Below are 26,574 nucleotides of genomic sequence, written 5' to 3'. Positions count from 1 at the left end.
GCCGCCATGGACCTCGACACGTTCCGCAAGCTGGCCACCGACCGCCGCGTCATCCCCGTCACCCGCAAGCTCCTCGCCGACGGCGACACCCCGGTCGCGCTCTACCGCAAGCTCGCCGCCGAGCGCCCCGGCACCTTCCTGCTGGAGTCCGCGGAGAACGGCCGCTCCTGGTCCCGCTACTCCTTCGTCGGCGTGCGCTCCGCCGCCACCCTCACCGAGCGCGACGGCCAGGCCCACTGGCTCGGCGCCCCGCCCGTCGGCGTCCCCGTCGACGGCGACCCGCTCGCCGCCCTGCGCGCCACCATCGAGGCCCTGCACACCCCCCACCAGGAGGGCCTGCCGCCCTTCACCGGCGGCATGGTCGGCTACCTCGGGTACGACATCGTGCGCCGCCTGGAGAAGATCGGCCCCGGCGACCGCGACGACCTGCGGCTGCCCGAGCTGACCATGCTGCTCACCAGCGACCTCGCCGTCATGGACCACTGGGAGGGCTCGGTCCTGCTGATCGCCAACGCGATCAACCACAACGACCTGGACACCGGCGTCGACGAGGCGTACGCCGACGCCGTGGCCCGGCTCGACGCGATGGAGGCCGACCTCACGCGCGCGGTCGCCCAGCCGCCCGCCGTGCTGCCGCCCTCCGAGCTGCCCGAGTACACCGCGCTGTGGGGCGGCCCCGACTTCCAGCGCGCCGTCGAGGACATCAAGGAGCGCATCCGCGCGGGGGAGGCCTTCCAGGTCGTCCCCTCCCAGCGCTTCGAGACCCCGTGCACGGCCAGCGCGCTCGACGTCTACCGGGTGCTGCGGGCCACCAACCCCTCGCCGTACATGTACCTGTTCCGCTTCGACGGCTTCGACGTCGTCGGCTCCTCCCCCGAGGCGCTGGTGAAGGTGGCCGACGGGCAGGCCATGCTGCACCCCATCGCCGGGACCAGGCGCCGTGGCGCCACCCCGCAGGAGGACCAGGCCCTCGCCGAGGAACTGCTCGCCGACCCCAAGGAGCGCGCCGAGCACCTCATGCTCGTCGACCTCGGCCGCAACGACCTCGGTCGGGTCTGCGAGCCCGGCTCCGTGGAGGTCGTCGACTTCATGTCCGTCGAGCGGTACTCGCACGTCATGCACATCGTGTCGACGGTCACCGGCCGGGTCGCCCCGGGCCGCACCGCCTTCGACGTGCTCACCGCCTGCTTCCCCGCGGGCACCCTCTCCGGCGCGCCCAAGCCGCGCGCCATGCAGATCATCGACGAACTGGAGCCGTCCCGGCGCGGTCTGTACGGCGGCTGCGTCGGCTACCTCGACTTCGCGGGCGACTCCGACACCGCCATCGCCATCCGCACCGCCCTGCTGCGCGACGGCACCGCGTACGTGCAGGCGGGCGCCGGGATCGTCGCCGACTCCGACCCCGTCGCGGAGGACGACGAGTGCCGCAACAAGGCCGCGGCGGTGCTGCGCGCGGTCCACACGGCGGGCCGACTGGGCGGGACGGAGACCAACCGCGCGTGAAAATGGGGCGCTTCTCACGTGAACCCGGGTGAGGGTTCCCCCGCGGCGCACGCCATAGTGGAGTACGTGACTGCCGTACCTCACCCCCGTCCCGAAGCCGCGGAACCCGCGCGGGCCAGCCGCCGGAGCCTCGCCGTGGCGCTGCTGTGCGGCGCCATCGGCGCGGCCGTGGCGCTGCTGGCCACCCGCCAGCAGTGGTCGGAGGGCACCGCCACCGTCGCCGGTGGCGCCTTCCCGCTGACCGCCAAGGGCAGTGACGTCACCGGCGTCCCCGCCGCCCTCGCCATAGTGGGCCTCGCCGCGCTCGTCGCCGTCTTCGCCGTCCGCCGCAGCGGGCGGTACGCGGTCGCCGCGCTGCTCGCGCTCTCCGGCGTCGGCACGCTCGTCGCCGCGCTGCTCGGCGCCTCCGACCGCGGCGCCCTCGACGAGCAGGCCGCGCAGGTCTCCGGCGACACCTCTGCCACCGTCGACGCCCTCAGCCACACCGCGTGGCCGTACGTCGCCGCCGCGGGCGGCGCGCTCATCCTCGTCGCCGGACTCCTCGCCTTGCGCTACGGCCGCCTGTGGCCCGCCATGTCCGGCCGCTACGAACGCTCCGGCGCCCCCCGCCCGCGCCGCGCCGCCGCCACGCCCGACCCGGACCGCCCCGAGGACCTGTGGAAGGCCCTCGACCGCGGCGAGGACCCGACGGCGGGCGCCGACCCGGCGTGAGAGCCGCTCCCGTACGGTCGCGTACGGGTGCCCCCCGCTCACGCCGCGCGCGTCCGTACGGGACAATGGGCCCGTGAGCGGCAGGCTCACCCAAGTACACGGCAACGAGGAGCAAGCAATGGCGGGCAGCAGCCACGGTCACGGTCACACCCCGGCCGCCTGGACGAGTGTCATCATCACCTTCATCGGGTTCTGCGTGGCGGGCCTGTTCATGGTGGCGGACAACCCGGTGGGCTTCTGGGCCGGGATGGTCGTCATCGCCCTCGGCGGCGTCGTCGGCGGCATCATGCGGGCGATGGGCCTGGGCGCCCCCAAGGCGCAGCCCCTCAAGATGACCGACACCACGACGGCCAGCGCCAAGAGCTGACCCGACATCCCCGAGGGGCGGCCGGTACGGACACCGGTGCCGCCCCTCTGGCGCGCTCCGGGCCAGCACGGGGCACAATGCCTAGCGTGAATGCCGACCACCCGAGCGTGACGCCGCCCGTCGCGGGCAGCCTGGCCGGGCGACTGGCCGTCCCGGCCGGAATGCTCGCCGCCGTCGCCGCCGCCTTCGCGTACGTCGGCGCCGTCGACCCCAACGAGCCCGGCCACTACCCCGCCTGCCCGCTGCTGTACTACACCGGCGTGTTCTGCCCCGGCTGCGGCGGGCTGCGCAGCGCCCACGCCGTGGTGCACGGCGACCTCGGGGCGGCCCTCCAGGCGAACGCGGTGGCCGTCGCGGGCTACGCCCTCTTCGCCGTCGTATGGGCCGTCTGGGTCGTGCGTGCGGCACGCGGACGGCCGACGCGGTTCGAACTGCGCAACGCGCACCTGTGGACCGTGGGGACGTTGTTGCTGCTGTTCACCGTTGTCCGGAACCTGCCGTTCGGTGGCTGGCTACATCCTTGATCATGTGCCGAACGTCCAGGTAGTGGAATCGGCGTCAACCGGATGCGGGGCCTCAGCCGTCCTGCGGATACCATCGCAGTGACCATAGGTTTTCTGCCGAAATCAGTGCCGTCTGGAAGGGGGCCGCTCGCGTGAGTGTGCTCGACGAGATCATCGACGGAGTCCGTGCCGACCTCGCGGAGCGGCAGGCGCGCGTCAGCCTCGACGAGCTGAAGGAGCGCGCGGCGAAGGCCCCCGCGGCCCGGGACGGCGCCGCCGCCCTGCGCGGCGACGGCGTCAAGGTGATCTGCGAGGTCAAGCGCTCCAGCCCGTCCAAGGGCGCGCTGGCCGCCATCGCGGACCCGGCCGGACTCGCCGCGGACTACGAGGCGGGCGGCGCGTCCGTCATCTCCGTCCTCACCGAACAGCGCCGCTTCGGCGGCTCGCTGGCCGACCTGGAGGCCGTCCGCGCGCGCGTGGACATCCCCGTGCTGCGCAAGGACTTCATCGTCACGTCGTACCAGTTGTGGGAGGCCCGCGCGTACGGCGCCGACCTCGCGCTGCTGATCGTCGCCGCGCTCGACCAGGCCGCCCTGGAGTCGCTGATCGAGCGCGCCGAGTCCATCGGGCTCACCCCGCTGGTCGAGGTGCACGACGAGGACGAGGTGGACCGCGCGGTCGACGCGGGCGCCAAGGTCATCGGCGTCAACGCGCGCAACCTCAAGACGCTGGAGGTCGACCGCACGACCTTCGACCGCGTCGCCCCCGAGATCCCGGACACGATCGTCAAGGTCGCGGAGTCCGGCGTGCGCGGCCCGCACGACCTCATCGCCTACGCCAACGCGGGCGCCAACGCCGTCCTCGTCGGCGAGTCCCTCGTCACCGGCCGCGACCCCAAGGCCGCCGTGGCCGACCTGGTCGCCGCGGGCACCCACCCGGCGCTGCGGCACGGCCGCGACTGACCCGGACGGCCGAACGCCGCTACTATTTCTCCCGATGACTCTCCCGATCACCCTGCCGACCAGGGACCCGTACGCGCGCCTGGCCCGAGGCTGCCGCCCCCGCGGCTGCCGCGCGCCCGCGCGGCGTGTCCACGGGCGCCGGGTGCGGTACGTGATCGGTGACGAACCTGGGCAGGTCAACGGGCGTCGATGGCAGCGCCCCTTCCAGGGGCGCGGGGAACTGCGCGATCGGCCACAACCGGCCCGCAGCCGCTAGACGACCTCCCGCCCCACGGCGATTCGTCTTCACGCAAGAACACTCACCGTGAGGTTTCACCATGCCCAGCGAGTTCTTCATCCCTGACCCGGAGGGTCAGGTCCCGAGCCCCGAAGGCTACTTCGGCGCGTTCGGCGGCAAGTTCATCCCGGAGGCCCTCGTCGCCGCCGTCGACGAGGTCGCCGTCGAGTACGACAAGGCCAAGCACGACCCCGAGTTCGCCCGCGAGCTGGACGACCTCCTCGTCCACTACACGGGCCGCCCCTCGGCGCTGACCGAGGTCCCCCGGTTCGCCGCGGAAGCGGGTGGCGCCCGGGTCTTCCTCAAGCGCGAGGACCTGAACCACACCGGCTCCCACAAGATCAACAACGTGCTCGGCCAGGCCCTGCTCACCAGGCGGATGGGCAAGACCCGGGTCATCGCCGAGACCGGCGCCGGACAGCACGGCGTGGCCACCGCCACCGCCTGCGCGCTGTTCGGCCTGGACTGCACGATCTACATGGGCGAGATCGACACCCGCCGCCAGGCCCTGAACGTGGCCCGGATGCGGATGCTCGGCGCCGAGGTCATCGCCGTGAAGTCCGGCAGCCGCACCCTCAAGGACGCCATCAACGAGGCGTTCCGCGACTGGGTCGCCAACGTCGACCACACCCACTACCTGTTCGGCACGGTCGCCGGTCCGCACCCCTTCCCGGCGATGGTCCGCGACTTCCACCGCGTCATCGGCGTCGAGGCCCGCCGCCAGCTCCTGGAGGCGGCCGGACGGCTGCCCGACGCGGCGATCGCCTGCGTCGGCGGCGGCTCCAACGCCATCGGCCTCTTCCACGCCTTCATCCCGGACGCCTCCGTCCGCCTGATCGGCTGCGAGCCCGCCGGGCACGGCGTCGAGACCGGCGAGCACGCGGCCACCCTCACCGCGGGCGAGCCCGGCATCCTGCACGGCTCCCGGTCCTACGTCCTCCAGGACGACGAGGGCCAGATCACCGAGCCGTACTCGATCTCCGCGGGCCTGGACTACCCGGGCATCGGCCCCGAGCACTCCTACCTCAAGGACTCGGGACGCGGCGAGTACCGCGCGGTCACCGACGACGCCGCCATGCAGGCGCTGCGCCTGCTGTCGCGCACCGAGGGCATCATCCCGGCCATCGAGAGCGCCCACGCCCTCGCGGGCGCCCTGGAGGTCGGCCGGGAACTGGGGAAGGACGGGCTGATCGTCGTCAACCTGTCCGGGCGCGGCGACAAGGACATGGACACCGCCGCCCGCTACTTCGGCCTGTACGACACCGACGCCGAGGTCGCCGAGGACGCCTCCGGCACCGCCGAGATCGAGGGGGACGCCAAGTGAGCGGGAACATCCGGCTGTTGACCGACACCCTCGCCGCGGCCAAGGCCGAGGGGCGCGCCGCGCTGATCGCCTACCTCCCGGCCGGGTTCCCGACCGTGGACGGCGGCATCGAGGCGATCAAGGCCGCGTTCGACGGTGGCGCCGACGTCGTGGAGGTCGGGCTGCCGCACAGCGACCCGGTCCTCGACGGCCCCGTCATCCAGACCGCCGACGACATCGCCCTGCGCGGCGGCGTGCGGATCGCCGACGTGATGCGCACGGTGCGGGAGACGTACGAGGCCACCGGGAAGCCGGTGCTCGTGATGACGTACTGGAACCCCATCGACCGCTACGGCGTCGAGCGGTTCACCGCCGAGCTGGCCGAGGCGGGCGGCGCCGGGTGCATCCTGCCCGACCTGCCCGTGCAGGAGTCCGCGCTGTGGCGCGAGCACGCCGAGAAGCACCAGCTCGCCACGGTGTTCGTGGTCGCGCCGAGCAGCAGGGACGCACGGCTCGCCGAGATCACCGCGGCGGGCAGCGGCTTCGTCTACGCCGCCTCCCTGATGGGCGTCACGGGCACCCGGGAGTCGGTCGGCGCGCAGGCCCAGGACCTGGTGGAACGCACCCGCGCCACCGGCACCGAGCTGCCCGTCTGCGTCGGCCTCGGCGTCTCCAACGCCGCCCAGGCGGCCGAGGTCGCGGGCTTCGCGGACGGCGTGATCGTCGGCTCGGCCTTCGTCAAGCGGATGCTGGACGCGCCCGACCACGCCGCGGGCGTGCGGGGCGTGCGGGACCTCGCCGGGGAGCTGGCGGAGGGCGTGCGCGGGCGGGCGTAGCGGGCCAGCTTGTGCTGCGGGTCCCTCGAACGGGTGGACCTGGGACCGGGGAGGCGCGGTGCGCCTCCCCGGTTCGTTCTGCGGGGTGTGAGCGAGAAGAACCGTGAGGGAAAGCGGACCGCCCGGGAGCGGCTGGCGGTCGAGCGTGAGAAGCAGAGGCGCGCGGAGAAGCGGCGGCGCGGGCTGATCGTCGGCGTGACCGTGGTCGGCGTGCTCGGTCTCGCGGCGGTGGTCGGCGTGGTCGCGGCCAACGCGGGCAGGGACGACGGCGGTGAGAAGGCGGGCCCGGTGGTGGCGCCCTCCGGCGCCCAGGGCAAGGACGGGCTGGCCATCCCGGTCGGCGAGGAGAGCGCCAGGTCCACGCTCACCGTCTGGGAGGACTTCCGCTGCCCGGCCTGCAAGTCCTTCGAGGTGACCTACCGGCCGACGATCCACGAGCTGACCGACGCCGGGAAGCTCAAGGTGGAGTACCACCTGGCCACCATCATCGACGGCAACATGCGCGGCAGCGGCTCCCGCGAGGCCGCCAACGCCGCGGCCTGCGCCCAGGACGCCGGGCACTTCGCCGCCTACCACGACGTGCTCTACGACGAGCAGCCGCTGGAGACCGACGACGCCTTCGCCGACACCGGCAGACTCATCGAGCTGGCGGGCAAGGTCAAGGGGCTGGACACCCCGGCGTTCCGCGCCTGTGTGCGGGACGGCAAGCACCATAGCTGGGTCGACAAGTCCAACGAGGCCTTCCGCGCGGGTGGCTTCACGGGCACCCCGACCGTGCTGTTCGGCGGGAAGAACATCGTCCAGGACCGCACGATGACCCCGGCGAAGCTGAAGCAGATGGTGGAGCGGCAGTCCGGGCAGGGCTGAGCGGTAGCCGAGCGGAGGGCCGGGCTCGGGTGGCGCGCGGGCTGGGCCAGGGGCTGAGGGCGGGCCGGGAGGGGGCTGGGCGGGGCGCCTGTTATGGACCCGTAGCCGGGCCGCCCGCCGTGCGGTGGGTCCGGCAGGGTAGCGTCAGCCTTGCCATGGAACTTGCCTACATCCCCAGCCCGTCGCGCGGAGTGCTGCACCTCGGCCCCGTTCCGCTGCGCGGTTACGCGTTCTGCATCATCATCGGCGTCTTCGTGGCCGTCTGGCTCGGCAACCGGCGCTGGATCGCCCGGGGCGGCCGGGTCGGCACCGTCGCCGACATCGCGGTCTGGGCGGTGCCCTTCGGCCTGATCGGCGGCCGTCTCTACCACGTGATCACGGACTACGAGCTGTACTTCAGCGAGGGCCGTGACTGGGTGGACGCCTTCAAGATCTGGGAGGGCGGCCTCGGCATCTGGGGCGCGATCGCCTTCGGCGCGCTGGGCGCGTGGATCGGCTGCCGCCGCCGCGGCATCCCGCTGCCCGCGTACGCCGACGCCGTGGCCCCCGGCATCGCCTTCGCGCAGGCCATCGGCCGCTGGGGCAACTGGTTCAACCAGGAGCTGTACGGCAAGGAGACGGACCTGCCGTGGGCCCTGCACATCACCTCCTCCGCGGACGGCCGGTTGCCGGGGTACTACCACCCGACGTTCCTGTACGAGTCCCTGTGGTGCGTCGGCGTCGCCGTGCTCGTCATCTGGGCCGACCGGCGCTTCAAGCTGGGCCACGGCCGGGCGTTCGCGCTGTACGTCGCCGCGTACTGCGCGGGCCGGTTCTGGATCGAGTACATGCGCGTCGACGAGGCGCACCACATCCTCGGGCTGCGGCTGAACAACTGGACCGCGCTGCTGGTCTTCCTGCTCGCCGTCACCTACATCGTCGTCTCGGCACGCAAGCGCCCGGGCCGCGAGCCGGTGGTGGAGCCGGGCGCCGCCACCGCTGACGGGGCGGAGGCCGAGGACGGCGAGGCGGAGGCCAAGGTGGATGCGGAGAAGGACGCGGAGGCCGACGCCGACGCCGACGCCGACGCCAAGGACGGCGCGGGGTCGGCGAAGAAGGGCTGACGACTGGCATGTTCACACGAAGGCGCCCGGGGTTCCCCGGGCGCCTTCGTCGTGCAAAACCGCAGGTAAGCGCAGGCTTTCCTTGCTGGCGGGCACGGAATCAGGGGCGTAATCTCGATGTTGTCGAGAAGTGGATTAAGTCTAAGAACGCTCCCTGGGGGGATTCTTCCATGGCCATCATCGAGAACGAGGCGGCGCTGCACGTGGCGCACCGCGACAACCACACGCACCGGGACGTGAACGGCGGCTGGCTGCGCCCCGCCGTCTTCGGCGCGATGGACGGCCTGGTCTCCAACCTCGCGCTGATGACGGGTGTCGCCGGTGGCTCGGTCGGCCAGCAGACCATCATCCTGACCGGGCTCGCGGGCCTCGCCGCCGGTGCCTTCTCCATGGCCGCCGGTGAGTACACCTCGGTCGCCTCCCAGCGCGAGCTGGTCGAGGCCGAGCTGGCGGTCGAGCGCCGCGAGCTGCGCAAGCACCCCCAGGACGAGGAGGCCGAGCTGGCCGCGCTGTACGTCTCCCGGGGCGTCGACGCCGACCTGGCGCGGGACGTGGCCCGGCAGCTCTCCCGCGACCCCGAGCAGGCGCTGGAGATACACGCCCGCGAGGAGCTGGGGATCGACCCCGGCGACCTGCCCTCGCCGCTGGTCGCCGCGGTGTCCAGCTTCGGCGCCTTCGCGCTGGGCGCGCTGCTGCCCGTACTGCCGTACCTGCTGGGTGCCAGTGCCCTGTGGCCCGCGGTGCTGCTGGCGCTGGCCGGGCTGTTCGCCTGTGGTGCCGTGGTGGCCAAGGTGACCGCGCGGACCTGGTGGTTCAGTGGACTGCGGCAGCTCGCCCTCGGCGGCGCGGCGGCGGGTGTGACGTACGCCCTGGGCAGCCTGTTCGGAATCGCCCTAGGATAGTGCGGCCCGCACTTATGCGTTGGGCCGCATAAGTAACCGTTACTCGGTGGTTTCGAACGCTTAACCGCGGGGCATGAGCCGTAAGCGCTGTGGGCAATGACGCCTGCCGCGCACCCGAGGGGTCAGCGACGACACACTCCCTCGCCCTCGGGCCGACGGGCATCGATCTGTCCGCATCGGTCCCCATAGCTTCCGCCGCCCGTGCGCGGTACCCCCGCCGCCACCAGCGGCGTCCGCATGTTGGAACGATGTATCCGGTTCCCGAGAAGCGCTCCATCATGTAACCTGCACGAAATTTTGCATCTACGCAGAGGGCCAGCGTCGTCCCTTGCGCCTTGCTCCTCCAGGCCGTTCGGCCCCGGAGGGACCTTCAGCCACTTGACGACGACGGGAGAGCCGATGCGTACGCCGCGCCAGCCGTCCCAGCACTCCGCGAACGGCCAGAACTGGACGTTCATGGATGCTCGCCCTGCTGCGCAGGGTATGTACGACCCCCGCAACGAGCACGACGCCTGTGGCGTCGGCTTCGTCGCCACCCTCACAGGCGAGGCGTCCCACACCCTTGTTGACCAGGCCCTGACCGTCCTGCGCAACCTGGAGCACCGCGGTGCCACGGGCTCCGAGCCCGACTCCGGCGACGGTGCGGGCATCCTCTCCCAGGTCCCCGACGCCTTCTTCCGTGAGGTGGCCGGATTCGACCTGCCCGAGGCCGGTGGCTACGCCGTCGGCATCGCCTTCCTGCCGAAGGACGGCACCGAGGAGACCGTCTCACGCATCGAGACGATCGCCCGGGAGGAGAACCTCACCGTCCTCGGCTGGCGTGAGGTCCCGGTCGCGCCCGAACTGCTCGGTGCCACCGCCCGGTCGACCATGCCGGTCTTCCGCCAGCTCTTCGTCACGGACGGCGCCAGCAAGGGCATCGACCTCGACCGCCGGGCCTTCGCGCTGCGCAAGCGCGCCGAGCGCGAGGCCGGGGTGTACTTCCCGTCGCTGTCGGCCCGCACGATCGTCTACAAGGGAATGCTGACCACCGGCCAGCTCGAGCCCTTCTTCCCGGACCTGTCCGACCGCCGCTTCGCCTCCGCGATCGCGCTCGTGCACTCCCGGTTCTCCACCAACACCTTCCCGTCGTGGCCGCTCGCCCACCCGTACCGCTTCGTGGCGCACAACGGCGAGATCAACACCGTCAAGGGCAACCGCAACTGGATGGCGGCCCGCGAGTCGCAGATCGTCTCCGACCTCTTCGGCGACCAGGACAAGATCGACCGCGTCTTCCCGATCTGCACCCCCGACGCCTCCGACTCCGCCTCCTTCGACGAGGTCCTGGAGCTGCTCCACCTCGGCGGCCGGACGCTGCCGCACTCCGTGCTGATGATGATCCCGGAGGCGTGGGAGAACCACGACTCCATGGACCCGGCCCGGCGCGCGTTCTACCAGTTCCACTCCACGATGATGGAGCCCTGGGACGGCCCCGCCTGCGTCACCTTCACCGACGGCACCCAGGTCGGCGCCGTACTCGACCGCAACGGTCTGCGCCCCGGCCGCTACTGGGTCACCGACGACGGCCTCGTCGTCCTCGGCTCCGAGGTCGGCGTCCTCGACATCGACCCCGCGAAGGTCGTCCGCAAGGGCCGCCTCCAGCCGGGCCGGATGTTCCTCGTCGACACCGCCGAGCACCGCATCATCGAGGACGACGAGATCAAGGCGCAGCTCGCCGCCGAGAAGCCCTACGCCGAGTGGCTGGAGGCCGGTGAGATCGAGCTGGGCGACCTGCCCGAGCGCGAGCACATCGTGCACACCCACGCCTCCGTCACCCGCCGCCAGCAGACCTTCGGCTACACCGAGGAGGAGCTGCGGGTCATCCTGGCGCCGATGGCCAAGGCCGGCGCCGAGCCGATCGGCTCCATGGGCACCGACTCGCCGATCGCCGCGCTCAGCGAGCGCCCCCGGCTGCTGTTCGACTACTTCACCCAGCTCTTCGCGCAGGTCACCAACCCGCCGCTGGACGCGATCCGCGAGGAGTTGGTCACCTCCCTGCGCTCGTCGCTGGGCCCGCAGGGCAACCTGCTGGAGCCGACCGCCGCGTCCTGCCGCACCGTCGTGCTGCCCTTCCCGGTGATCGACAACGACGAGCTGGCCAAGCTCATCCACATCAACGCCGACGGCGACATGCCCGGTTTCAAGGCCGCGACCCTCTCCGGTCTGTACCGGGTGCACGGCGGCGGTGACGCGCTCGCCGCGCGCATCGAGGAGATCTGCGCCGAGGCGGACGCCGCGATCGACAACGGCGCCCGGCTGATCGTGCTCTCCGACCGGCACTCCGACGCCGAGCACGCGCCGATCCCGTCGCTGCTGCTCACCGCGGCCGTCCATCACCACCTCATCCGCACCAAGCAGCGCACCCAGGTGGGCCTGCTGGTCGAGGCCGGTGACGTCCGCGAGGTCCACCACGTCGCCCTGCTCATCGGCTACGGCGCCGCCGCCGTCAACCCGTACCTGGCGATGGAGTCCGTCGAGGACCTGGTCCGCGCGGGCACCTTCCTGCCCGGCATCGAGCCCGAGCAGGCCATCCGCAACCTGATCTACGCCCTCGGCAAGGGCGTCCTGAAGGTCATGTCCAAGATGGGCATCTCCACCGTCGCCTCCTACCGCGGCGCCCAGGTCTTCGAGGCCGTCGGTCTCGACCAGGACTTCGTGGCCGAGTACTTCAACGGCACCGCCACCAAGATCGGCGGCGTCGGCATCGACGTCATCGCCAAGGAGGTCGCCGCCCGGCACGCCAAGGCGTACCCCGCCTCCGGCATCGCGCCCGCGCACCGGACGCTGGAGATCGGCGGCGAGTACCAGTGGCGCCGCGAGGGCGAGCCGCACCTGTTCGACCCGGAGACGGTCTTCCGCCTCCAGCACGCCACCCGCACCGGCCGCTACGACATCTTCAAGAAGTACACCGACCGGGTGAACGAGCAGTCCGAGCGCCTGATGACGCTGCGCGGCCTGTTCGGCTTCAGGTCCGACCGCGGCCCGATCCCGCTGGAGGAGGTCGAGCCGGTCTCGGAGATCGTCAAGCGGTTCTCCACCGGCGCCATGTCGTACGGCTCCATCTCCAAGGAGGCGCACGAGACCCTCGCCATCGCGATGAACGAGCTGGGCGGCAAGTCCAACACCGGTGAGGGCGGCGAGGACCCCGAGCGCCTGTACGACCCGGCCCGCCGGTCCTCGATCAAGCAGGTGGCGTCCGGCCGCTTCGGCGTGACCAGCGAGTACCTGGTCAACTCCGACGACATCCAGATCAAGATGGCCCAGGGCGCCAAGCCCGGTGAGGGCGGCCAGCTCCCCGGCCACAAGGTCTACCCGTGGGTGGCGAAGACCCGGCACTCGACGCCGGGCGTCGGCCTGATCTCGCCGCCGCCGCACCACGACATCTACTCCATCGAGGACCTCGCCCAGCTCATCCACGACCTGAAGAACGCCAACCCCAAGGCGCGCATCCACGTCAAGCTGGTCTCCGAGGTCGGCGTCGGCACCGTCGCCGCCGGTGTCTCCAAGGCGCACGCGGACGTCGTGCTGATCTCCGGTCACGACGGCGGCACCGGCGCCTCCCCGCTGACCTCGCTGAAGCACGCGGGCGGCCCCTGGGAGCTGGGCCTCGCCGAGACCCAGCAGACGCTGCTGCTCAACGGGCTGCGGGACCGGATCGTCGTCCAGACCGACGGCCAGCTCAAGACCGGCCGGGACGTCGTCATCGCCGCGCTGCTCGGCGCCGAGGAGTTCGGTTTCGCGACCGCGCCGCTCGTCGTCTCCGGCTGCGTCATGATGCGCGTCTGCCACCTGGACACCTGCCCGGTCGGCATCGCCACCCAGAACCCGGTGCTGCGCGACCGGTTCTCCGGCAAGGCCGAGTACGTCGTCAACTTCTTCCAGTTCATCGCCGAAGAGGTCCGTGAACTGCTGGCCGAGCTGGGCTTCCGCTCCATCGAGGAGGCCGTCGGCCACGCCGAGCTGCTCGACGTGACCCGCGCGGTCGACCACTGGAAGGCGCAGGGCCTGGACCTGGCCCCGCTGTTCCACGTCCCCGACCTGCCTGAGGGCGCGGTGCGGCACCAGATCGTCGCCCAGGACCACGGCCTGGAGAAGGCGCTCGACAACGAGCTGATCAAGCTCGCCGCCGACGCGCTCGCCGCCGACTCCGCCACCGAGGCGCAGCCGGTGCGCGCCCAGGTCGCCATCCGCAACATCAACCGCACGGTCGGCACCATGCTCGGCCACGAGGTGACCAAGAAGTTCGGCGGCGCGGGCCTGCCCGACGACACCATCGACATCACCTTCACCGGCTCCGCGGGCCAGTCCTTCGGCGCCTTCGTCCCGCGCGGTGTCACGCTGCGCCTGGAGGGCGACGCCAACGACTACGTCGGCAAGGGCCTGTCCGGCGGCCGGATCGTCGTCCGCCCGGACCGGGGCGCCGACCACCTCGCCGAGTACTCCACCATCGCGGGCAACACCCTCGCCTACGGCGCCACCGGCGGCGAGATGTTCCTGCGCGGCAAGGTCGGCGAGCGGTTCTGCGTGCGCAACTCCGGCGCGCTGGTCGTCTCCGAGGGCGTGGGCGACCACGGCTGCGAGTACATGACCGGCGGTCACGCGGTCGTCCTCGGTGAGACGGGGCGCAACTTCGCGGCCGGTATGTCCGGCGGCGTCGCCTACGTCATCGACCTCGACCGGGACAACGTCAACGTCGGCAACCTGGACGCCGTACGGGCGCTGGACGACGCGGACAGGGAGTGGCTGCACGACGTGGTGCGCCGCCACGCGGAGGAGACCGGTTCCACGGTCGCCGAGAAGCTGCTCGCCGAGTGGCCCGCCGCCGTGGAGCGGTTCAGCAAGATCATCCCCAGCACGTACCAGGCAGTGCTCGCCGCCAAGGACGCCGCCGAGCGAGCCGGTCTCTCCGAGTCCGAGACCCACGAGAAGATGATGGAGGCGGCGATCAATGGCTGACCCGAAGGGCTTTCTGAACCACGGCCGCGAGGTCGCCGCGTCCCGCCCCGTCGAGGAGCGCGTCCGGGACTGGAACGAGGTCTACGTCCCCGGCTCCCTGCTGCCGATCATCAGCAAGCAGGCCAGCCGGTGCATGGACTGCGGCATCCCGTTCTGCCACAACGGCTGCCCGCTGGGGAACCTGATCCCCGAGTGGAACGACTACGCCTACCGCGAGGACTGGCAGGCCGCGTCCGAGCGGCTGCACGCCACCAACAACTTCCCGGAGTTCACCGGCCGCCTGTGCCCGGCTCCGTGCGAGTCGGCGTGTGTGCTCGGCATCAACCAGCCGCCGGTCACCATCAAGAACGTCGAGGTCTCGATCATCGACAAGGCGTGGGAGACCGGTGACGTCGCCCCGCGCATCCCGGAGCGGCTCTCCGGCAAGACCGTCGCGGTGGTCGGCTCCGGCCCCGCCGGTCTCGCCGCCGCCCAGCAGCTCACCCGGGCCGGGCACACCGTCGCCGTCTTCGAGCGCGCCGACCGCGTCGGCGGCCTGCTGCGGTACGGCATCCCCGAGTTCAAGATGGAGAAGCGGCACATCAACCGCCGTATCGAGCAGATGCGCGCGGAGGGCACCCGGTTCCGCACCGGGGTCGAGATCGGTGTCGACCTGAAGGCGACCGACCTGAAGAAGCGGTACGACGCCGTGGTGCTCGCCGTCGGCGCCACCACCGCCCGCGACCTGCCGGTGCCCGGCCGTGAACTCAAGGGCGTCTACCAGGCCATGGAGTACCTGCCGCTGGCCAACAAGGTCCAGGAGGGCGACTACGTCAGCCCGCCGATCTCCGCCGAGGGCAAGCACGTCGTCGTCATCGGCGGCGGCGACACCGGCGCCGACTGCGTGGGCACCGCCCACCGGCAGGGCGCGGCCTCGGTGACGCAGTTGGAGATCATGCCCCGGCCGAACGACGAGCGGGACGCCGTCTCCCAGCCGTGGCCGACGTTCCCGCTGCTCTACAAGGTCACCTCCGCGCACGAGGAGGGCGGTGAGCGGGTCTACTCCGTCTCCACCACCCACTTCGAGGGTGACGAGGACGGCAACGTGCAGTGGCTGCACCTGACCGAGGTCGAGTTCGTCGACGGCAAGCTGACCCCGAAGCCGGGCACCGAGCGCAAGATCCCCGCCCAGCTCGTCACCCTCGCCATGGGCTTCACCGGCACCGACCGGGAGAACGGCCTGGTGGAGCAGTTCGGCCTGGACCTCGACGAGCGCGGTAACATCGCCCGCGACGCCGACTTCCAGACCAACGTCCCCGGGGTGTTCGTCGCCGGTGACGCGGGCCGCGGCCAGTCGCTCATCGTGTGGGCGATCGCCGAGGGCCGCTCGGCCGCCCGTGGCGTCGACCGGTTCCTGACCGGGGCGAGCGACCTGCCCGCGCCGATCCGCCCGACGGACCGCGCGCTGGCGGTCTGACCCGTCCGACGGGTCCTTTCGAAGAACGTTTCCGTACAACGGCGTACGGGACACAGACGGCGCCTGCCCACAGTCCCCGACCGGACCGTAAGGGCAGGCGCCGCCGCATGTCCCGGCCCTACGGCAGGCGGTACGTCTCCCCGTACGCCTGCCACTCCAGCGGCGTGTCAAGGTCCAGGTTCCCGGCGTCGAGGAAGCGGCGCTGGGCGGTGTCGACGCGGCTGGTGTCGGTGTGCGCCCGCTGCTTGCTGGACAGCATGGCCTCGCGGCGCACGTCGAGGAAGATGCCGAGGAACGCGGTCTCCGAGCCGCCCTCGGCCGGGGTGTCGGCCTCCTCCATGACGCGCTCCCGGATGCCGTAGAAGCCGTCCGGGTCGGTGTCGGGGCCGTGGAAGACCATCGCGTCGTAGTAGACGAACTGGCCGAGCGTGCCCAGGCCGTCGAGCTTGGCCAGCCGCACCGCCGGGTCGAAGTAGGCGCGGTCCCGTTCCTCCTCCTGGGCCTCGCGGAAGGCCGGAACCTCGGCCTCCGCGCGCCAGGCGTCGGTGAAGCCGGGGTCCAGGCCCTCGTGGGAGTCGGTTCCGTCGACCTCGCGCAGGGCGGGCAGGTAGCGGGCCAGGCCGTTGCCCGGGTGCGCCTCGGTGTAGCGCTCGACGAGGGTGAGCAGGTCGTGGGTGCCGGTGCAGAAGCCCGCGATACCGGCCGTGTAGCCCTGGCCGTCGTCGAGGTCCTCTATGTAGCCGTAGGAACTGCGCCAGTCGAGCGTGGAGTTCTCGGCCGTGGAGACGATCCGGTGCGCGAGTTCCTTCTTGTCCGGCGCGGCCAGGCCCGGCGGCAGGGAGGCGATCAGCTCGTCGTCGGCGGCCCGGTCCTCGGCGTGCCTGCGCTCGGCCTTGGCCCGCGCGTCGTCACGGGCCGACTGGGACACCGTCTCCCCGCCGCCGGGCGGCTCCGAGTTGGAGGGCACGAGGAAGTAGGCCCCGGCCGTCACCAGGACGGGCACGACGGCGAGGAACAGGCAACCGGCTCTTCTCATGGCGCTAACCGTACGGCCGGACTAGACCGCCCCTCCCGTCAGCTCCGTGACTCTCGTCTCGGTCAGCAGCAGGAGCACCACCAGCACCGCGGCGCAGGCGCCCGCCTGGACCAGGGTGCGGCGCGGCCCGCGGGGCGCGTAGGCGTACGCCGCCGTCACCGCGGCGCCGGTCAGCAGACCGCCGAGGTGTCCCTGCCAGGACGTGAACCGGGCGGATATCAGCAGCCAGAGCAGCAGGAACGCCATGAAGCGGTGGACGTCGCGCAGGTCGCCGCCGAGACGGCGGGCCATGACGTAGGAGGCGGCGCCCAGACCGAAGATCCCGCCGGACGCCCCCAGCGAGGCGGTGCCCGGGTCGGTGAGGAGCAGCGCCAGGACCGAGCCGCCGAGCACCGACAGCAGATAGAGGGCGAGGAAGCGGACCCGGCCGAGCTGCGGCTCCACGTCCCGGCCGAGCTGCCACAGCACGAGCATGTTCATCGTGATGTGCAGGATGCCGAAGGTGTTCTCGATCGGCTGGAGGTGCAGGAAACCGCTGGTGAGCAGCCGCTCCCACTCACCGTGGGCGACCCCCTCGACCTGGAAGACGCCTAGCACCGGGCCGTCGGCCACGTAGTACTGCCCGTCCGGGCCGACCAGCCGCGCCGCGACCAGCTCGAACCGGCCCACGGTCTCCGGCCGCACCAGCTCGGCCAGGTAGACCAGGACGTTCACCGCGATCAGCGCGTACGTCACGAGGGGGACCGCCGAGATCCGGCCACCGAAGACGGTCCGCGCCTGCCGGACGGACCTCGCGCCCTCCCGCACACACTCGACGCACTGGTGGCCGACCGCCGCCTCCCGCATACAGTCCGGGCAGATGTACCGGTCGCAGCGGACGCAGCGGACGTGGCACTCCACGGCCGGATGGCGGTAGCAGGTGGTGACGGTGGACTCGGGTTCCACGACCGGCTCCTCGGACAGCGGGGACGGGACGGTTGGGTGAGCCGGTGGGGACGGCGGCGCAAAACTATCGAACACCTGTGGGGGGTGAGATCACGGGGGCGGCTGTCGTACGGTCGGCTGACTGCTGGTACCGGTACCGCTTGTGGGGGGAACGCGCATGGCCACTCGTACGTCCGCGATCAGTCTGAACAAGGTGGTCGAGCGGGCGCCCGCGCTCGTCGACCTCTACAAGAAGGCCGGGCTGTCGCTGGAGAAACACGGGCTGGGCGGGCAGCGGGCCGCCGTCTATCTCGTGGTCGACTACTCCGGGTCCATGAAGCCGTACTTCAGGGACGGCAGTGTGCAGGCGCTGGCCGACCGGGTGCTCGGACTGGCCGCCCACCTGGACGACGACGGGACCGTGCCGGTGATGTTCTTCTCCACCGACATCGACGCGGTCGCGGACATCTCCCTGGACAGCCATCAGGGGCGCGTCGAGCGGATCGCCGCCGGGCTCGGGCACATGGGCCGCACCAACTACCACCTGGCCATGGACGCCGTGATCGACCACTATCTCGACAGCGGTGCCCAGGACCCCGCGCTGGTCGTCTTCCAGACCGACGGCGGGCCGAGCAGCAGGATGGCCGCGGAACGGTACCTCTGCAAGGCCGCCAGGCTGCCGCTGTTCTGGCAGTTCATCGGCTTCGGGGACCCGCGCAGCAAGCAGTTCGACTATCTGCGCAGGCTCGACGAACTGGCGGTGCCCGGCAAGCGCGTCGTCGACAACGCCGGGTTCTTCCACGCCGGGCGCGATCCGCGGAGGGTGTCCGACGCCGAGTTGTACGACCGGCTGGTGAGCGAGTTCCCGCAGTGGCTGGCGGCGGCGCGGGGGCTGGGGATCGTGGGCTGAGGGGGCCTTGGCGGGCGGGCGTCTCGGCGGGCGTTCGGCTAGGGTCGGCGGATCCGGTCGGGCCGCTGAGCAGCGTCGCCGCCGTGACCGTCCCCACCAGGGGGCCGGGCACCGCGTGGCGTCCCAGCTCGACGAAGGTGAGGGCGAGTTCGACGGGCCGGGTGCCGAGCCCGCCGTACTCCTCGGGAACCGCCAGCGCGACGACGCCCGCGGCGGCGATACGGGACCACAGCACCATCACGGCCTGGGGCCTCGAAGAGGGTGCCCGCGTCGTCGGCTGGCGCGCCCAGGCCGGGCAGGCGCACTACGCCGCCGGAAAGCGGGCGTGATGGCGCTGACCCGGTGCGCCGCGATCGAGGCGGCCTGCGGCGTCCGCGTCAACGCCGTCGCGCCCAGCCTCGCCCTGCACCCCCACCTGGTGAAGGTCACCACCCCCGAACTGCTGGCCGAGAGGCCCGCGGACGGTACGCGGAGCCCTGGGAGGTGGTCAACGTGATCGTCTTCCTGGCCTCCGGCTGCTCCTCGTACCTGACCGGGGAGGTCGTCTCCGTCAGCGGCCAGCACCCCTAGGCGCTGGCTGTCCACGCTGGAACGCGGCGTCGTCGAAGAGGTCTTCCGGGCCGACCTCGACATCCGGCTCACCTACCGCTTCGTCCGCGACACCGTCTGGGTCGCCGCGTCCTGGTACCGGCCCGGCGGACAGCACAGCCCGGAGGAGATTGCCCGGCAGTACCTGTCGATGGTGCTGGACGGGATCGCCGTACGCGCGTAACCCACCGAGGACCAGCCGAGTCCGGGAAGGCCGGGAGTCGTCATGGCCGAGGCATCCATCGTCGAAGCGGTCCGTACGCCCGTCGGGCGGTGAGGCGGTCGCGCACGGCGGGGACGTGGCGGTCAGCGAGGGCGCCGCGTCCCTGGTGCGGACCGCCCTGGAGGCGTACGGGCGCCTGACACCCTCGTCAGCAACGCCGGGTTCCTCAGGGACCGGATGCTCGTCACGTACTGGCGGGCGGAGGCGTAGGCGGGCCGCGTGCCGCACGCGCGGGTCGTCCACACCAGCGGCGGCGCCGGACTGCTCGGCTCCGCGGGACAGGGCAACTACAGCGCCGCCAAGGCGGACCCGGTTGACGGAGACGGTCTTCGCCACGGAGATGGCCCCGCACGGCCACGCGGACGGCGAGCCGGGTACCGCCTTCGACGCCATGGCACCGGAGAACGTCTCACCGCTGGTGGTGTGGCTCGGCTCCGCCGCCTGCTCCGGCGTGACCGGACACGGTGCTGGGGCTGGTGGCGTCGGCGGAGGCGCCCGGGCCGGTGGACGGGGTGTGACCACCACGGACGACCCCGCCTACGTGTCGCACTCCAGCACCGTCCGGCACAGCCCGCACCGCGCCCGCACCCGCCCCCGCACCGGCACCCGGATGCGCTGGTGGCACGTGGGACAGGGGAACGACACCCGCAGCGGGCCGTGACCACCCTCCGGGCTGAAGGCGTACGGGACGCCCGGCCCGCCCGACGCCGGGGGCGGCCCGGCACGGCGGTGGTCCTGGGCGTGACGGCGGTCGCGGGTGTAGCGGCGGCGGCCCGCCCAGCCCGCGGCCGTGAGCGGCGGCTGCTGCGCGTCCTGGCGGGCCCGCGCCATGCCCTTCACGTACGCCGTGTACGCCTGCGCGCTGGTGAACCACGTCGACGGGTCCTCACCGAACAGCAGCGTCCGCTTGGCCAGCACGTACCCGAACTCCTCCGGCGTGAGATAGCCCAGCTTCTGCGACGACGCCGCGTCCTCCCGGTACGCGTCCAGCAGCAGCCACCCCGCGCCCAGGTACGTCGTCGCCGTGTCCGTCAGGATCTCGTTGTCGCGGGTGCCCGGGAACGACAGGTCGAGCCGGTGCAGATAGACGTGCATGATCTCGTGCGCGAGAGCCGCGCCGATGTCCCGGCGATGGGTGCGGAAGCGGTCGTTCAGCTCCACGAAGTACTCCGGACCCGCCGCGAGTTCCACGTTCGCCGCGTGCGTCATCTCACGGAAGCCGACGATCAGCCGGGCGTCCGGCAGCCGGTAGTGCCGCACCAGCTCGCGGGCCACCCGCTGGGACCCCAGATACAGGTCGTCCGTGTCGCAGAACGCCACGTCGACCGGGGGGACGCTGGTCGCGAACGTCTGGATCGTGTCGTACGACAGCCGCTTGTACAGCGCGGTGATCGCGGCCCGCACCGTCTCCAGATGCGGGTAGCCGTGCTCGACCGGTCCGTCGTTCGCCACGCCCGTACCCCCAAGACGCCGTGAACCCGATTCCACTGTACGAGGGCCGGAGCCCGTTCCGCCCGGCCGTGCGCCACCACCACGCGCGCGTGGACCCCGCGCAACCCCCCGTAGGGTAGGCACCCATGACCACCAGCAACACCGGTACCGGTGACGTCGACCCCGCCGTCCGCGCGGAACTCGCCAGGCTGCGCGACAGCATCGACAACATCGACGCGGCCGTCGTCCACATGCTCGCGGAGCGGTTCAAGTGCACCCAGCAGGTCGGCCACCTCAAGGCCGCCCACCAGCTACCGCCCGCCGACCCCGCGCGGGAGGCCCGCCAGATCGCCCGGCTGCGCGCGCTCGCCGAGAACGCCAAGCTGGACCCGGCCTTCGCCGAGAAGTTCCTCAACTTCATCATCGCCGAGGTCATCCGCCACCACGAGAGCATCGCCGGGGACACCGTGAACGGCTCCGCACCGGTGGCCGATTGACCTCGGCAGATGCCCCGGGGGAGTGACAGCGGGCCGCGCAGCGGGCATTCTTCGCTGTGCACTCCTTGTCAGCCGACGAGCACTCCCCGTCAGTGGCCCGGGCGCCTCCCGGACGCCGTACGGGAGGGAGGGCGGGCATGTCACCGGACGCCAGAATCCTCATCGTCGACGACCACGAGGACACGCTGTACGCGCTGGAGAGCGCCCTCGCCCCCCTGGGCCACCTGCTCGCCAGCGCCACCAGCGGCGACGAGGCCCTCAAACAGGTACTCCGCGGCCGGGTGGGCCTCCTGCTCCTCGACGTGCGCCTGCCCGGCATCAGCGGCCTCGACGTCGTCCGCTACCTGCGGCGCCTCGAACAGACCCAGCACATCCCCGTCGTCCTGCTCACCGGCTTCGCCCAGGACCAGGAACTCGCCGCCACCGCCTTCGGCCTCGGCGTCGCCGACCTCGTCACCAAGCCCGTCGACCCCTGGACCCTGCGCACCAAGGTCCGCTACCTCTACGACGCCCACCAGCGCCGACTGGCACTGGAACACGAGGTCCGCGAACTGCGCGCCCTGATCAAGAACGACCTCGACACCGCACCCACCACCCGGACATAACGCCCGAACCGAGCGTGAATCCCGCCGCCCCTGTGCGCTGTCAGTGCCATCAGGCAGCATGTCCCCATGTCCGTCCTCACGCGCGACGAAGCGCAGACCCGTGCCAGGCTCCTCGACGTCCACCGCTACACGATCGACCTCGATCTCACGAGCGGCGACGACACCTTCTTCGAATCCCGGACCGCCATCCGGTTCACCGTCCGCGCCGACCAGGACGCCACGGACACCTTCGTCGAGGTCAAGCCCGCCGAACTGCGCTCCGCCACCCTCGACGGACACCCCCTCGACCCCGAGAGCCTCGTCGAGAACCGCCTCCCCCTGAAGAACCTCACCCCCGGCGAACACGAACTCCGCGTGGCCGCCCGGATGCGCTACTCCCGCACCGGCGAGGGAATGCACCGCTTCACCGACCCCAGCGACCACGAGACGTACGTCTACACCCAGATGTTCATGGACGACGTCCAACGCGTCTTCGCCGCCTTCGACCAGCCCGACCTGAAGGCCGTCTTCGACCTCACCGTCAAGGCCCCCGAGGGCTGGACCGTCCTCGCCAACAGCGTCACCGAACACCTCGGAGACGGCCGCTGGCGGGCCGCCACCACCCCGCCGATCTCCACCTACCTCGTCGCCGTCGCCGCCGGACCCTGGCACTCCGTCCGCACCGAACACCGCGGCCTGCCCTTCGGCCTGCACTGCCGCCGCTCCCTCGCCCCCCACCTCGACGCCGACGCCGACGAGATCCTCGACGTCACGCGCGCGTGCTTCGACCGCTACCACGAGAAGTTCGACGAGCCCTACCCCTTCGACTCCTACGACCAGGCGTTCGTCCCCGAGTTCAACGCCGGCGCCATGGAGAACCCCGGCCTCGTCACCTTCCGCGACGAGTTCGTCTACCGCTCCGCCGTCACCGACACCGAGCGGCAGACCCGCGCCATGGTCATCGCCCACGAGATGGCCCACATGTGGTTCGGTGACCTCGTCACCCTGCGCTGGTGGGACGACATCTGGCTGAACGAGTCCTTCGCGGAGTACATGGGCTACCAGACCACCGCCGAAGCCACCCGCTTCACCGACACCTGGACCGACTTCGGCATCACCCGCAAGGCCTGGGGCTACGACGCCGACCAGCGCCCCTCCACCCACCCCGTCGCCCCCGAGGCCGTACCGGACACCGCCTCCGCCCTCCTCAACTTCGACGGCATCTCCTACGCCAAGGGCGCCTCAGCCCTGCGCCAACTCGTCACCTGGCTCGGCGAGAAGGACTTCCTCACCGGCATCAACAACCACTTCACCCGCCACAAGTTCGGCAACGCCAGCCTCGCCGACTTCATCGACTCCCTCGCCGACGCCACCGAACGCGACGTCCACACCTGGGCCGACACCTGGCTGCGCACCACCGGCGTCGACACCCTCACCCCCCACATCGCCCCCGGCGACAACGGCGTGTGCACCCTCACCGTCGACCACACCGGCAGCCGCCCCCACCGCATCGCCGTCGGCCTCTACGACCAGGACCTCACCGACGAGGGCCGCCTCACCCTCCGCGACCGCCTCGACGTCGACGTCCCCCACCCCGACGGCGGCCACCCCATCGGCAAGCGCCCCGCCCTGCTCGTCCTCAACGACGGCGACCTCACCTACGCCAAGGTCCGCTTCGACCCGAAGTCCTTCGACACCCTCGGTGAGAGCCTCTCCGGCCTGCCTGAACCCCTCACCCGCGCGGTCGTCTGGAACGCCCTCAGGGACGCCGTCCGCGACGGCGAACTCCCGCCCGCCGACTACCTCAGGACCGCCCGCGCCCACCTCCCGCGCGAGACCGACCTCGCCGTCACCGGCGGCGTCCTCACCTTCGCCGCCACCCAGGTCGCCGACCGCTACACCACCCCCGAGGACCGCCCCGTCGCCCTCGCCACCCTCTCCTCGCTCTGCCGCGACCTCATCCGCCGCACCGAGGACGGCGACAACCCCGGACTGCGCCTGATCGCCGTCCGCCACGCCATCGACGTCGCCGCCCAGCCCGAGACCCTCGCCGCCTGGCTCGCCGAGGGCACCGTCCCCGGCGGCCCCGAACTCGACCCCGAGCTGCGCTGGCGCATCCTCGGCCGCCTCGCCGTCCTCGGCGCCACCGACGAGGCCGCCATCGCCGCCGAACTCGCCAACGACCCCAGCGCCACCGGCCAGGAAGGCGCCGCCCGCTGCCGCGCCGCCCTGCCCGACCCGGAGGCCAAGCGCACCGCGTGGGAGGCCATGTTCACCCACGACGACCTGTCCAACTACCTCTTCACCGCCACCGCCCGCGGCTTCTGGCAGCCCGAGCAGGCCGACCTGCTCCAGCCCTACGTCGCCCGCTACTACCAGGACGCCGTCGCCCTCGCCGCCCGCCGCGGCCCCGCCATCGCCGAAGCCGCCGGACGTTGGGCGTTCCCCGCCCACGCCGTCGACGCCGAAACCCTCCGGCTCGGGGAGGAGTGCCTGCGCGACGCCGACCCCATCCCCGCCCTGCGCCGCAAGCTCACCGACCAACTCGACGACCTCGCCCGCGCCCTGCGCGTCCGGCAGACCCCGGCACCCACCGAGGCGTAACCCGCCGCAAACGCACGCACCGGCGGAGACGCGACCCACGCGCCTCCGCCGGTACGAGTCCCGCAAGGGCCTAGAACACCGGCGTACCGTTCCGCGTCAGCTTCCAGTCCACCGACGCGAAGTCCTTCGGGTCCAGCACGCCCTTCGCGGTCACCCACTCCGCGATCCGCGTCCGGATCTCCGTCGACTCCGACCACACCTCCTGCGCGGACGCCACGTGCGGGAACGCGCCACCACCGTTCGCCCGGTAGTTGTTCACCGCCAGCACGAACCGCTCGCCGTCGGCCAGCGCGGCGCCGTTGTACGTGAGGTTCTTGATCCGCGACCCCGGCGCCTGCGCGATGTCGATGTCGTACGACAGCCCCGACACGTAGTCGTAGTTGTAGTCAGGACGGCCACCCGCGTTCGTCAGCTTGCCCACGTCCACCGCGTCACCCGCCGCCGTCTGCACGAAGTACTCCGCCGAGTACTCCAGGTACGCCCGCAGCTGCGCCCCCGTCATCACCTTCGCGACCAGCGTGTTGTCGTACACGTACAGGCTCGACAGGTCCCGGATCGTCACCTCGCCCGCCGGGATCTCCGACGTCCGCGAGAACGGCGACGCCTGCGCGATCACCGGCAGCGCCGCGTACTCGGTACCGGCCAGCGCCGCCCGCACCACGTCCTCCTGGACCCGGGTGATCAGGTCGATGATCGGGGCGTCCTTGTACCGGGCGTCCACCGTCGTCAGGGTCTCCGTCGCGGTGCCGACGACCTGGTTGACGTACTCGACGACCTTCGCGTGCTCGTCCGTCAGCAGCCTGGTGATCTCCGGGTCGTCCGCGACCGTGTTGGAGTTGAGCACCTTCGACGCGACCGACTCCACGGACCACCGGCCCTTGCTGAAGACCAGCTCGATGTCGAACACCGACAACCGCTGCGCGTACGCCAGCGGCTCCGACAGCACCACCGTCCGACCGGTCCTGTCGTTGGTGACCTTCAGCTCCGGAACCTCGACGTGCGCGTGACCCACCAGGATCGCGTCGATGTCCGGCACCTGCCGGGCCACGTTCGCGGCGGCGTTCTCCACGTACGGCAACTGGTCACCGTACGACGACGTCCCCGACGCGCCCGAGTGCGCCGACACCACGACCACGTCGGCGCCCATCGACTTCAGCTTCGGCACCCACTTCGCCGCCTGCTCCTCAAGACCCGGGAACGCCAGCTTGCCCTGCACGTACGCCTTGTCCCAGATCGCGATCCCCGGGTTGGTCAGCCCCAGCACCGCCACCTTCACCGGCTTCGCGCCCGGCACCCGGAACGTCTTCATGAAGTACGGCGGGAAGGCGGGCTTCAGCGTCTTCGCGTCCACCGCGTTGGCGCCCAGCAGCGGGAAGTCGCACTGCTCCTCGAACTTGCGCAGCGTCTCGATGCCGTAGTTGAACTCGTGGTTGCCCAGCGCCACCGCGTCATAGCCGATCGCGTTCATCGCCTGCGCCATCGGGTGCACCGGGCCGCCCTCGGCGGTGATCGGGTCGACCTTCGCGTAGTAGTACGTCAGCGGGGTGCCCTGAATCGTGTCACCCGCGTCAATCAGCAGCGTGTTCCGCCGCCCGCGCTCCTCGCGGAGCTGCTTCACCAGGGTGGAGATCCGCGCCAGGCCCTGGGTGTTGCCCGCCGCGTCGGCGTAGTCGGCGTCCTTGAAGTAGTCCCAGTTGAAGACCCGGCCGTGCAGGTCGGTCGTGCCCAGCACGGTCAGCGAGTAGCGCTTCGCGGGCTTCCTCTCCGGGGCCGCCTGTGCCGCCGGAGCCGCCGCCGCGCCCGCGATCGCCACCCCCGCCCCCGTGACAGCGGACTTCTTCAGGAACTTCCGGCGGTTCAACGGCATGTCTCGTACTCCTTGGTGCCAGGTCCTTACGACGCGCGTAGATAACGCGCGTAGATTCTGACCCGCCCACAACCAACGGCAACAGGCCCACGACGTTGCGATCTGGTGACCCAACCCGATACACG

At 71.6% G+C, this 26,574-nt stretch carries 20 protein-coding genes and 5 pseudogenes; 20 read left to right on the top strand and 5 right to left on the bottom strand.

The annotated features are described in order from the left end of the window. The first annotated feature begins 6 nt into the window (after positions 1-6). The 13 genes from ACFQZ6_RS08905 to ACFQZ6_RS08845 all read left to right on the top strand — a co-directional run bounded on the left by ACFQZ6_RS08905 (position 7) and on the right by ACFQZ6_RS08845 (position 15,785). Positions 7-1,503 carry an anthranilate synthase component I gene (locus ACFQZ6_RS08905; RefSeq protein WP_381606396.1) on the top strand — a complete coding sequence of 499 codons (1,497 nt, stop codon included), beginning with the start codon at positions 7-9 and terminating at the stop codon, positions 1,501-1,503. A gap of 57 nt (positions 1,504-1,560) precedes the next feature. Then, positions 1,561-2,214: a TIGR02234 family membrane protein gene (locus ACFQZ6_RS08900; protein ID WP_381606394.1), complete on the top strand. Its 654-nt coding sequence runs from the start codon at positions 1,561-1,563 to the stop codon at positions 2,212-2,214. Positions 2,215-2,332: 118 nt separating this feature from the next. After that, positions 2,333-2,581 (top strand): HGxxPAAW family protein, encoded by a 249-nt coding sequence (locus tag ACFQZ6_RS08895; RefSeq protein ID WP_381618155.1) that lies wholly within the window; start codon positions 2,333-2,335, stop codon positions 2,579-2,581. Positions 2,582-2,658: 77 nt separating this feature from the next. Continuing rightward, on the top strand, positions 2,659-3,105 hold the full coding sequence (locus ACFQZ6_RS08890) for a DUF2752 domain-containing protein (protein ID WP_381606392.1): 447 nt from the start codon (positions 2,659-2,661) through the stop codon (positions 3,103-3,105). Positions 3,106-3,236: 131 nt separating this feature from the next. Continuing rightward, the gene (gene trpC, locus ACFQZ6_RS08885) at positions 3,237-4,046 is read left to right on the top strand and encodes an indole-3-glycerol phosphate synthase TrpC (protein WP_381606390.1); all 810 of its coding nucleotides are present in this window, start codon (positions 3,237-3,239) and stop codon (positions 4,044-4,046) included. A gap of 34 nt (positions 4,047-4,080) precedes the next feature. Next, the gene (trpM, locus tag ACFQZ6_RS08880; RefSeq protein ID WP_381606387.1) at positions 4,081-4,302 is read left to right on the top strand and encodes a tryptophan biosynthesis modulator TrpM; all 222 of its coding nucleotides are present in this window, start codon (positions 4,081-4,083) and stop codon (positions 4,300-4,302) included. 61 nt (positions 4,303-4,363) lie between these two features. After that, the gene (trpB, locus tag ACFQZ6_RS08875) at positions 4,364-5,647 is read left to right on the top strand and encodes a tryptophan synthase subunit beta (protein WP_381606385.1); all 1,284 of its coding nucleotides are present in this window, start codon (positions 4,364-4,366) and stop codon (positions 5,645-5,647) included. Beyond that, complete coding sequence (gene trpA, locus ACFQZ6_RS08870; protein WP_381606383.1) at positions 5,644-6,462, top strand: tryptophan synthase subunit alpha; 819 nt, start codon at positions 5,644-5,646, stop codon at positions 6,460-6,462. Before trpB ends, trpA begins: the two co-directional genes overlap by 4 nt. 87 nt (positions 6,463-6,549) lie before the next feature. Continuing rightward, a complete protein-coding gene (locus tag ACFQZ6_RS08865) occupies positions 6,550-7,329 on the top strand; it encodes a DsbA family protein (protein WP_381606382.1) in 780 nt (259 codons plus the stop codon). Between the two features lie 155 nt (positions 7,330-7,484). Next, positions 7,485-8,432, top strand: coding sequence for a prolipoprotein diacylglyceryl transferase (gene lgt / locus ACFQZ6_RS08860; RefSeq protein WP_381606380.1), 948 nt, complete (start codon positions 7,485-7,487; stop codon positions 8,430-8,432). 170 nt (positions 8,433-8,602) lie between these two features. After that, complete coding sequence (locus tag ACFQZ6_RS08855; RefSeq protein ID WP_381606378.1) at positions 8,603-9,334, top strand: VIT1/CCC1 transporter family protein; 732 nt, start codon at positions 8,603-8,605, stop codon at positions 9,332-9,334. Positions 9,335-9,733: 399 nt separating this feature from the next. Further along, positions 9,734-14,329 carry a glutamate synthase large subunit gene (gene gltB, locus ACFQZ6_RS08850; protein ID WP_381606376.1) on the top strand — a complete coding sequence of 1,532 codons (4,596 nt, stop codon included), beginning with the start codon at positions 9,734-9,736 and terminating at the stop codon, positions 14,327-14,329. Next, the gene (locus ACFQZ6_RS08845; RefSeq protein WP_381606374.1) at positions 14,322-15,785 is read left to right on the top strand and encodes a glutamate synthase subunit beta; all 1,464 of its coding nucleotides are present in this window, start codon (positions 14,322-14,324) and stop codon (positions 15,783-15,785) included. Before gltB ends, ACFQZ6_RS08845 begins: the two co-directional genes overlap by 8 nt. A gap of 118 nt (positions 15,786-15,903) precedes the next feature. Here the strand turns inward: ACFQZ6_RS08845 and ACFQZ6_RS08840 are convergent, their stop codons facing one another. Beyond that, the gene (locus tag ACFQZ6_RS08840; RefSeq protein ID WP_381606372.1) at positions 15,904-16,821 is read right to left on the bottom strand and encodes a chitosanase; all 918 of its coding nucleotides are present in this window, start codon (positions 16,819-16,821) and stop codon (positions 15,904-15,906) included. Positions 16,822-16,842: 21 nt separating this feature from the next. Then, positions 16,843-17,766, bottom strand: coding sequence for a rhomboid family intramembrane serine protease (locus ACFQZ6_RS08835; protein ID WP_381606370.1), 924 nt, complete (start codon positions 17,764-17,766; stop codon positions 16,843-16,845). Positions 17,767-17,923: 157 nt separating this feature from the next. Between ACFQZ6_RS08835 and ACFQZ6_RS08830 the strand changes: the two genes are divergently transcribed. Next, on the top strand, positions 17,924-18,655 hold the full coding sequence (locus ACFQZ6_RS08830; RefSeq protein WP_381606369.1) for a vWA domain-containing protein: 732 nt from the start codon (positions 17,924-17,926) through the stop codon (positions 18,653-18,655). Between the two features lie 157 nt (positions 18,656-18,812). On the opposite strand, the pseudogene ACFQZ6_RS08825 reads toward ACFQZ6_RS08830, so the two are convergent. After that, positions 18,813-18,893: pseudogene (locus tag ACFQZ6_RS08825) on the bottom strand (hypothetical protein); the annotation flags it as partial. Positions 18,894-18,918: 25 nt separating this feature from the next. Between ACFQZ6_RS08825 and ACFQZ6_RS08820 the strand changes: the two are divergent. From ACFQZ6_RS08820 to ACFQZ6_RS08810, 3 pseudogenes are all read left to right on the top strand, one after another. Then, positions 18,919-19,225 (top strand): annotated as a pseudogene (locus ACFQZ6_RS08820) (SDR family oxidoreductase); the annotation flags it as partial. Beyond that, positions 19,224-19,427, top strand: a pseudogene (locus ACFQZ6_RS08815) (TetR family transcriptional regulator); the annotation flags it as partial. The pseudogenes ACFQZ6_RS08820 and ACFQZ6_RS08815, both read left to right, overlap by 2 nt. A 73-nt stretch (positions 19,428-19,500) precedes the next feature. Then, positions 19,501-19,926 (top strand): annotated as a pseudogene (locus tag ACFQZ6_RS08810) (short-chain dehydrogenase); the annotation flags it as partial. A gap of 77 nt (positions 19,927-20,003) precedes the next feature. Here the strand turns inward: ACFQZ6_RS08810 and ACFQZ6_RS08805 are convergent. Further along, entirely contained in the window at positions 20,004-20,918 is a 915-nt protein-coding gene (locus ACFQZ6_RS08805) for a hypothetical protein (protein WP_381606367.1), read from the bottom strand. Between the two features lie 125 nt (positions 20,919-21,043). Between ACFQZ6_RS08805 and ACFQZ6_RS08800 the strand changes: the two genes are divergently transcribed. From ACFQZ6_RS08800 to pepN, 3 genes and pseudogenes are all read left to right on the top strand, one after another. Continuing rightward, positions 21,044-21,394, top strand: coding sequence for a chorismate mutase (locus tag ACFQZ6_RS08800; RefSeq protein ID WP_381606366.1), 351 nt, complete (start codon positions 21,044-21,046; stop codon positions 21,392-21,394). A gap of 137 nt (positions 21,395-21,531) precedes the next feature. Next, a pseudogene (locus ACFQZ6_RS08795) lies at positions 21,532-21,975 on the top strand (response regulator); the annotation flags it as partial. Between the two features lie 90 nt (positions 21,976-22,065). Continuing rightward, positions 22,066-24,582, top strand: a complete 2,517-nt coding sequence (gene pepN / locus ACFQZ6_RS08790) for an aminopeptidase N (RefSeq protein WP_381606364.1) — start codon at positions 22,066-22,068, stop codon at positions 24,580-24,582. A 70-nt stretch (positions 24,583-24,652) separates the two neighbouring features. On the opposite strand, the gene ACFQZ6_RS08785 is transcribed toward pepN, so the two are convergent. Next, complete coding sequence (locus ACFQZ6_RS08785; RefSeq protein ID WP_381606362.1) at positions 24,653-26,449, bottom strand: bifunctional metallophosphatase/5'-nucleotidase; 1,797 nt, start codon at positions 26,447-26,449, stop codon at positions 24,653-24,655. Between the last annotated feature and the right edge of the window lie 125 nt (positions 26,450-26,574).

The sequence above is a fragment of the Streptomyces flavalbus genome, assembly GCF_042674625.1.
GTDB lineage: Bacteria > Actinomycetota > Actinomycetes > Streptomycetales > Streptomycetaceae > Streptomyces > Streptomyces flavalbus.
Note: the sequence above shows the minus strand (reverse complement) of the source record. Positions and strands in the feature narration are given on the sequence as shown.

Coding starts and splice junctions, on each gene's coding strand:
- ACFQZ6_RS08840 (WP_381606372.1), bottom strand. CDS start 16,821: ATGAGAAGAGCCGGTTGCCTGTTCCTCGCCGTCGTGCCCGTCCTGGTG.
- ACFQZ6_RS08890 (WP_381606392.1), top strand. CDS start 2,659: ATGCCTAGCGTGAATGCCGACCACCCGAGCGTGACGCCGCCCGTCGCG.
- trpB (WP_381606385.1), top strand. CDS start 4,364: ATGCCCAGCGAGTTCTTCATCCCTGACCCGGAGGGTCAGGTCCCGAGC.
- pepN (WP_381606364.1), top strand. CDS start 22,066: ATGTCCGTCCTCACGCGCGACGAAGCGCAGACCCGTGCCAGGCTCCTC.
- ACFQZ6_RS08905 (WP_381606396.1), top strand. CDS start 7: ATGGACCTCGACACGTTCCGCAAGCTGGCCACCGACCGCCGCGTCATC.
- ACFQZ6_RS08830 (WP_381606369.1), top strand. CDS start 17,924: ATGGCCACTCGTACGTCCGCGATCAGTCTGAACAAGGTGGTCGAGCGG.
- gltB (WP_381606376.1), top strand. CDS start 9,734: ATGCGTACGCCGCGCCAGCCGTCCCAGCACTCCGCGAACGGCCAGAAC.
- ACFQZ6_RS08845 (WP_381606374.1), top strand. CDS start 14,322: ATGGCTGACCCGAAGGGCTTTCTGAACCACGGCCGCGAGGTCGCCGCG.
- ACFQZ6_RS08785 (WP_381606362.1), bottom strand. CDS start 26,449: ATGCCGTTGAACCGCCGGAAGTTCCTGAAGAAGTCCGCTGTCACGGGG.
- ACFQZ6_RS08895 (WP_381618155.1), top strand. CDS start 2,333: ATGGCGGGCAGCAGCCACGGTCACGGTCACACCCCGGCCGCCTGGACG.
- ACFQZ6_RS08855 (WP_381606378.1), top strand. CDS start 8,603: ATGGCCATCATCGAGAACGAGGCGGCGCTGCACGTGGCGCACCGCGAC.
- trpM (WP_381606387.1), top strand. CDS start 4,081: ATGACTCTCCCGATCACCCTGCCGACCAGGGACCCGTACGCGCGCCTG.
- ACFQZ6_RS08800 (WP_381606366.1), top strand. CDS start 21,044: ATGACCACCAGCAACACCGGTACCGGTGACGTCGACCCCGCCGTCCGC.
- lgt (WP_381606380.1), top strand. CDS start 7,485: ATGGAACTTGCCTACATCCCCAGCCCGTCGCGCGGAGTGCTGCACCTC.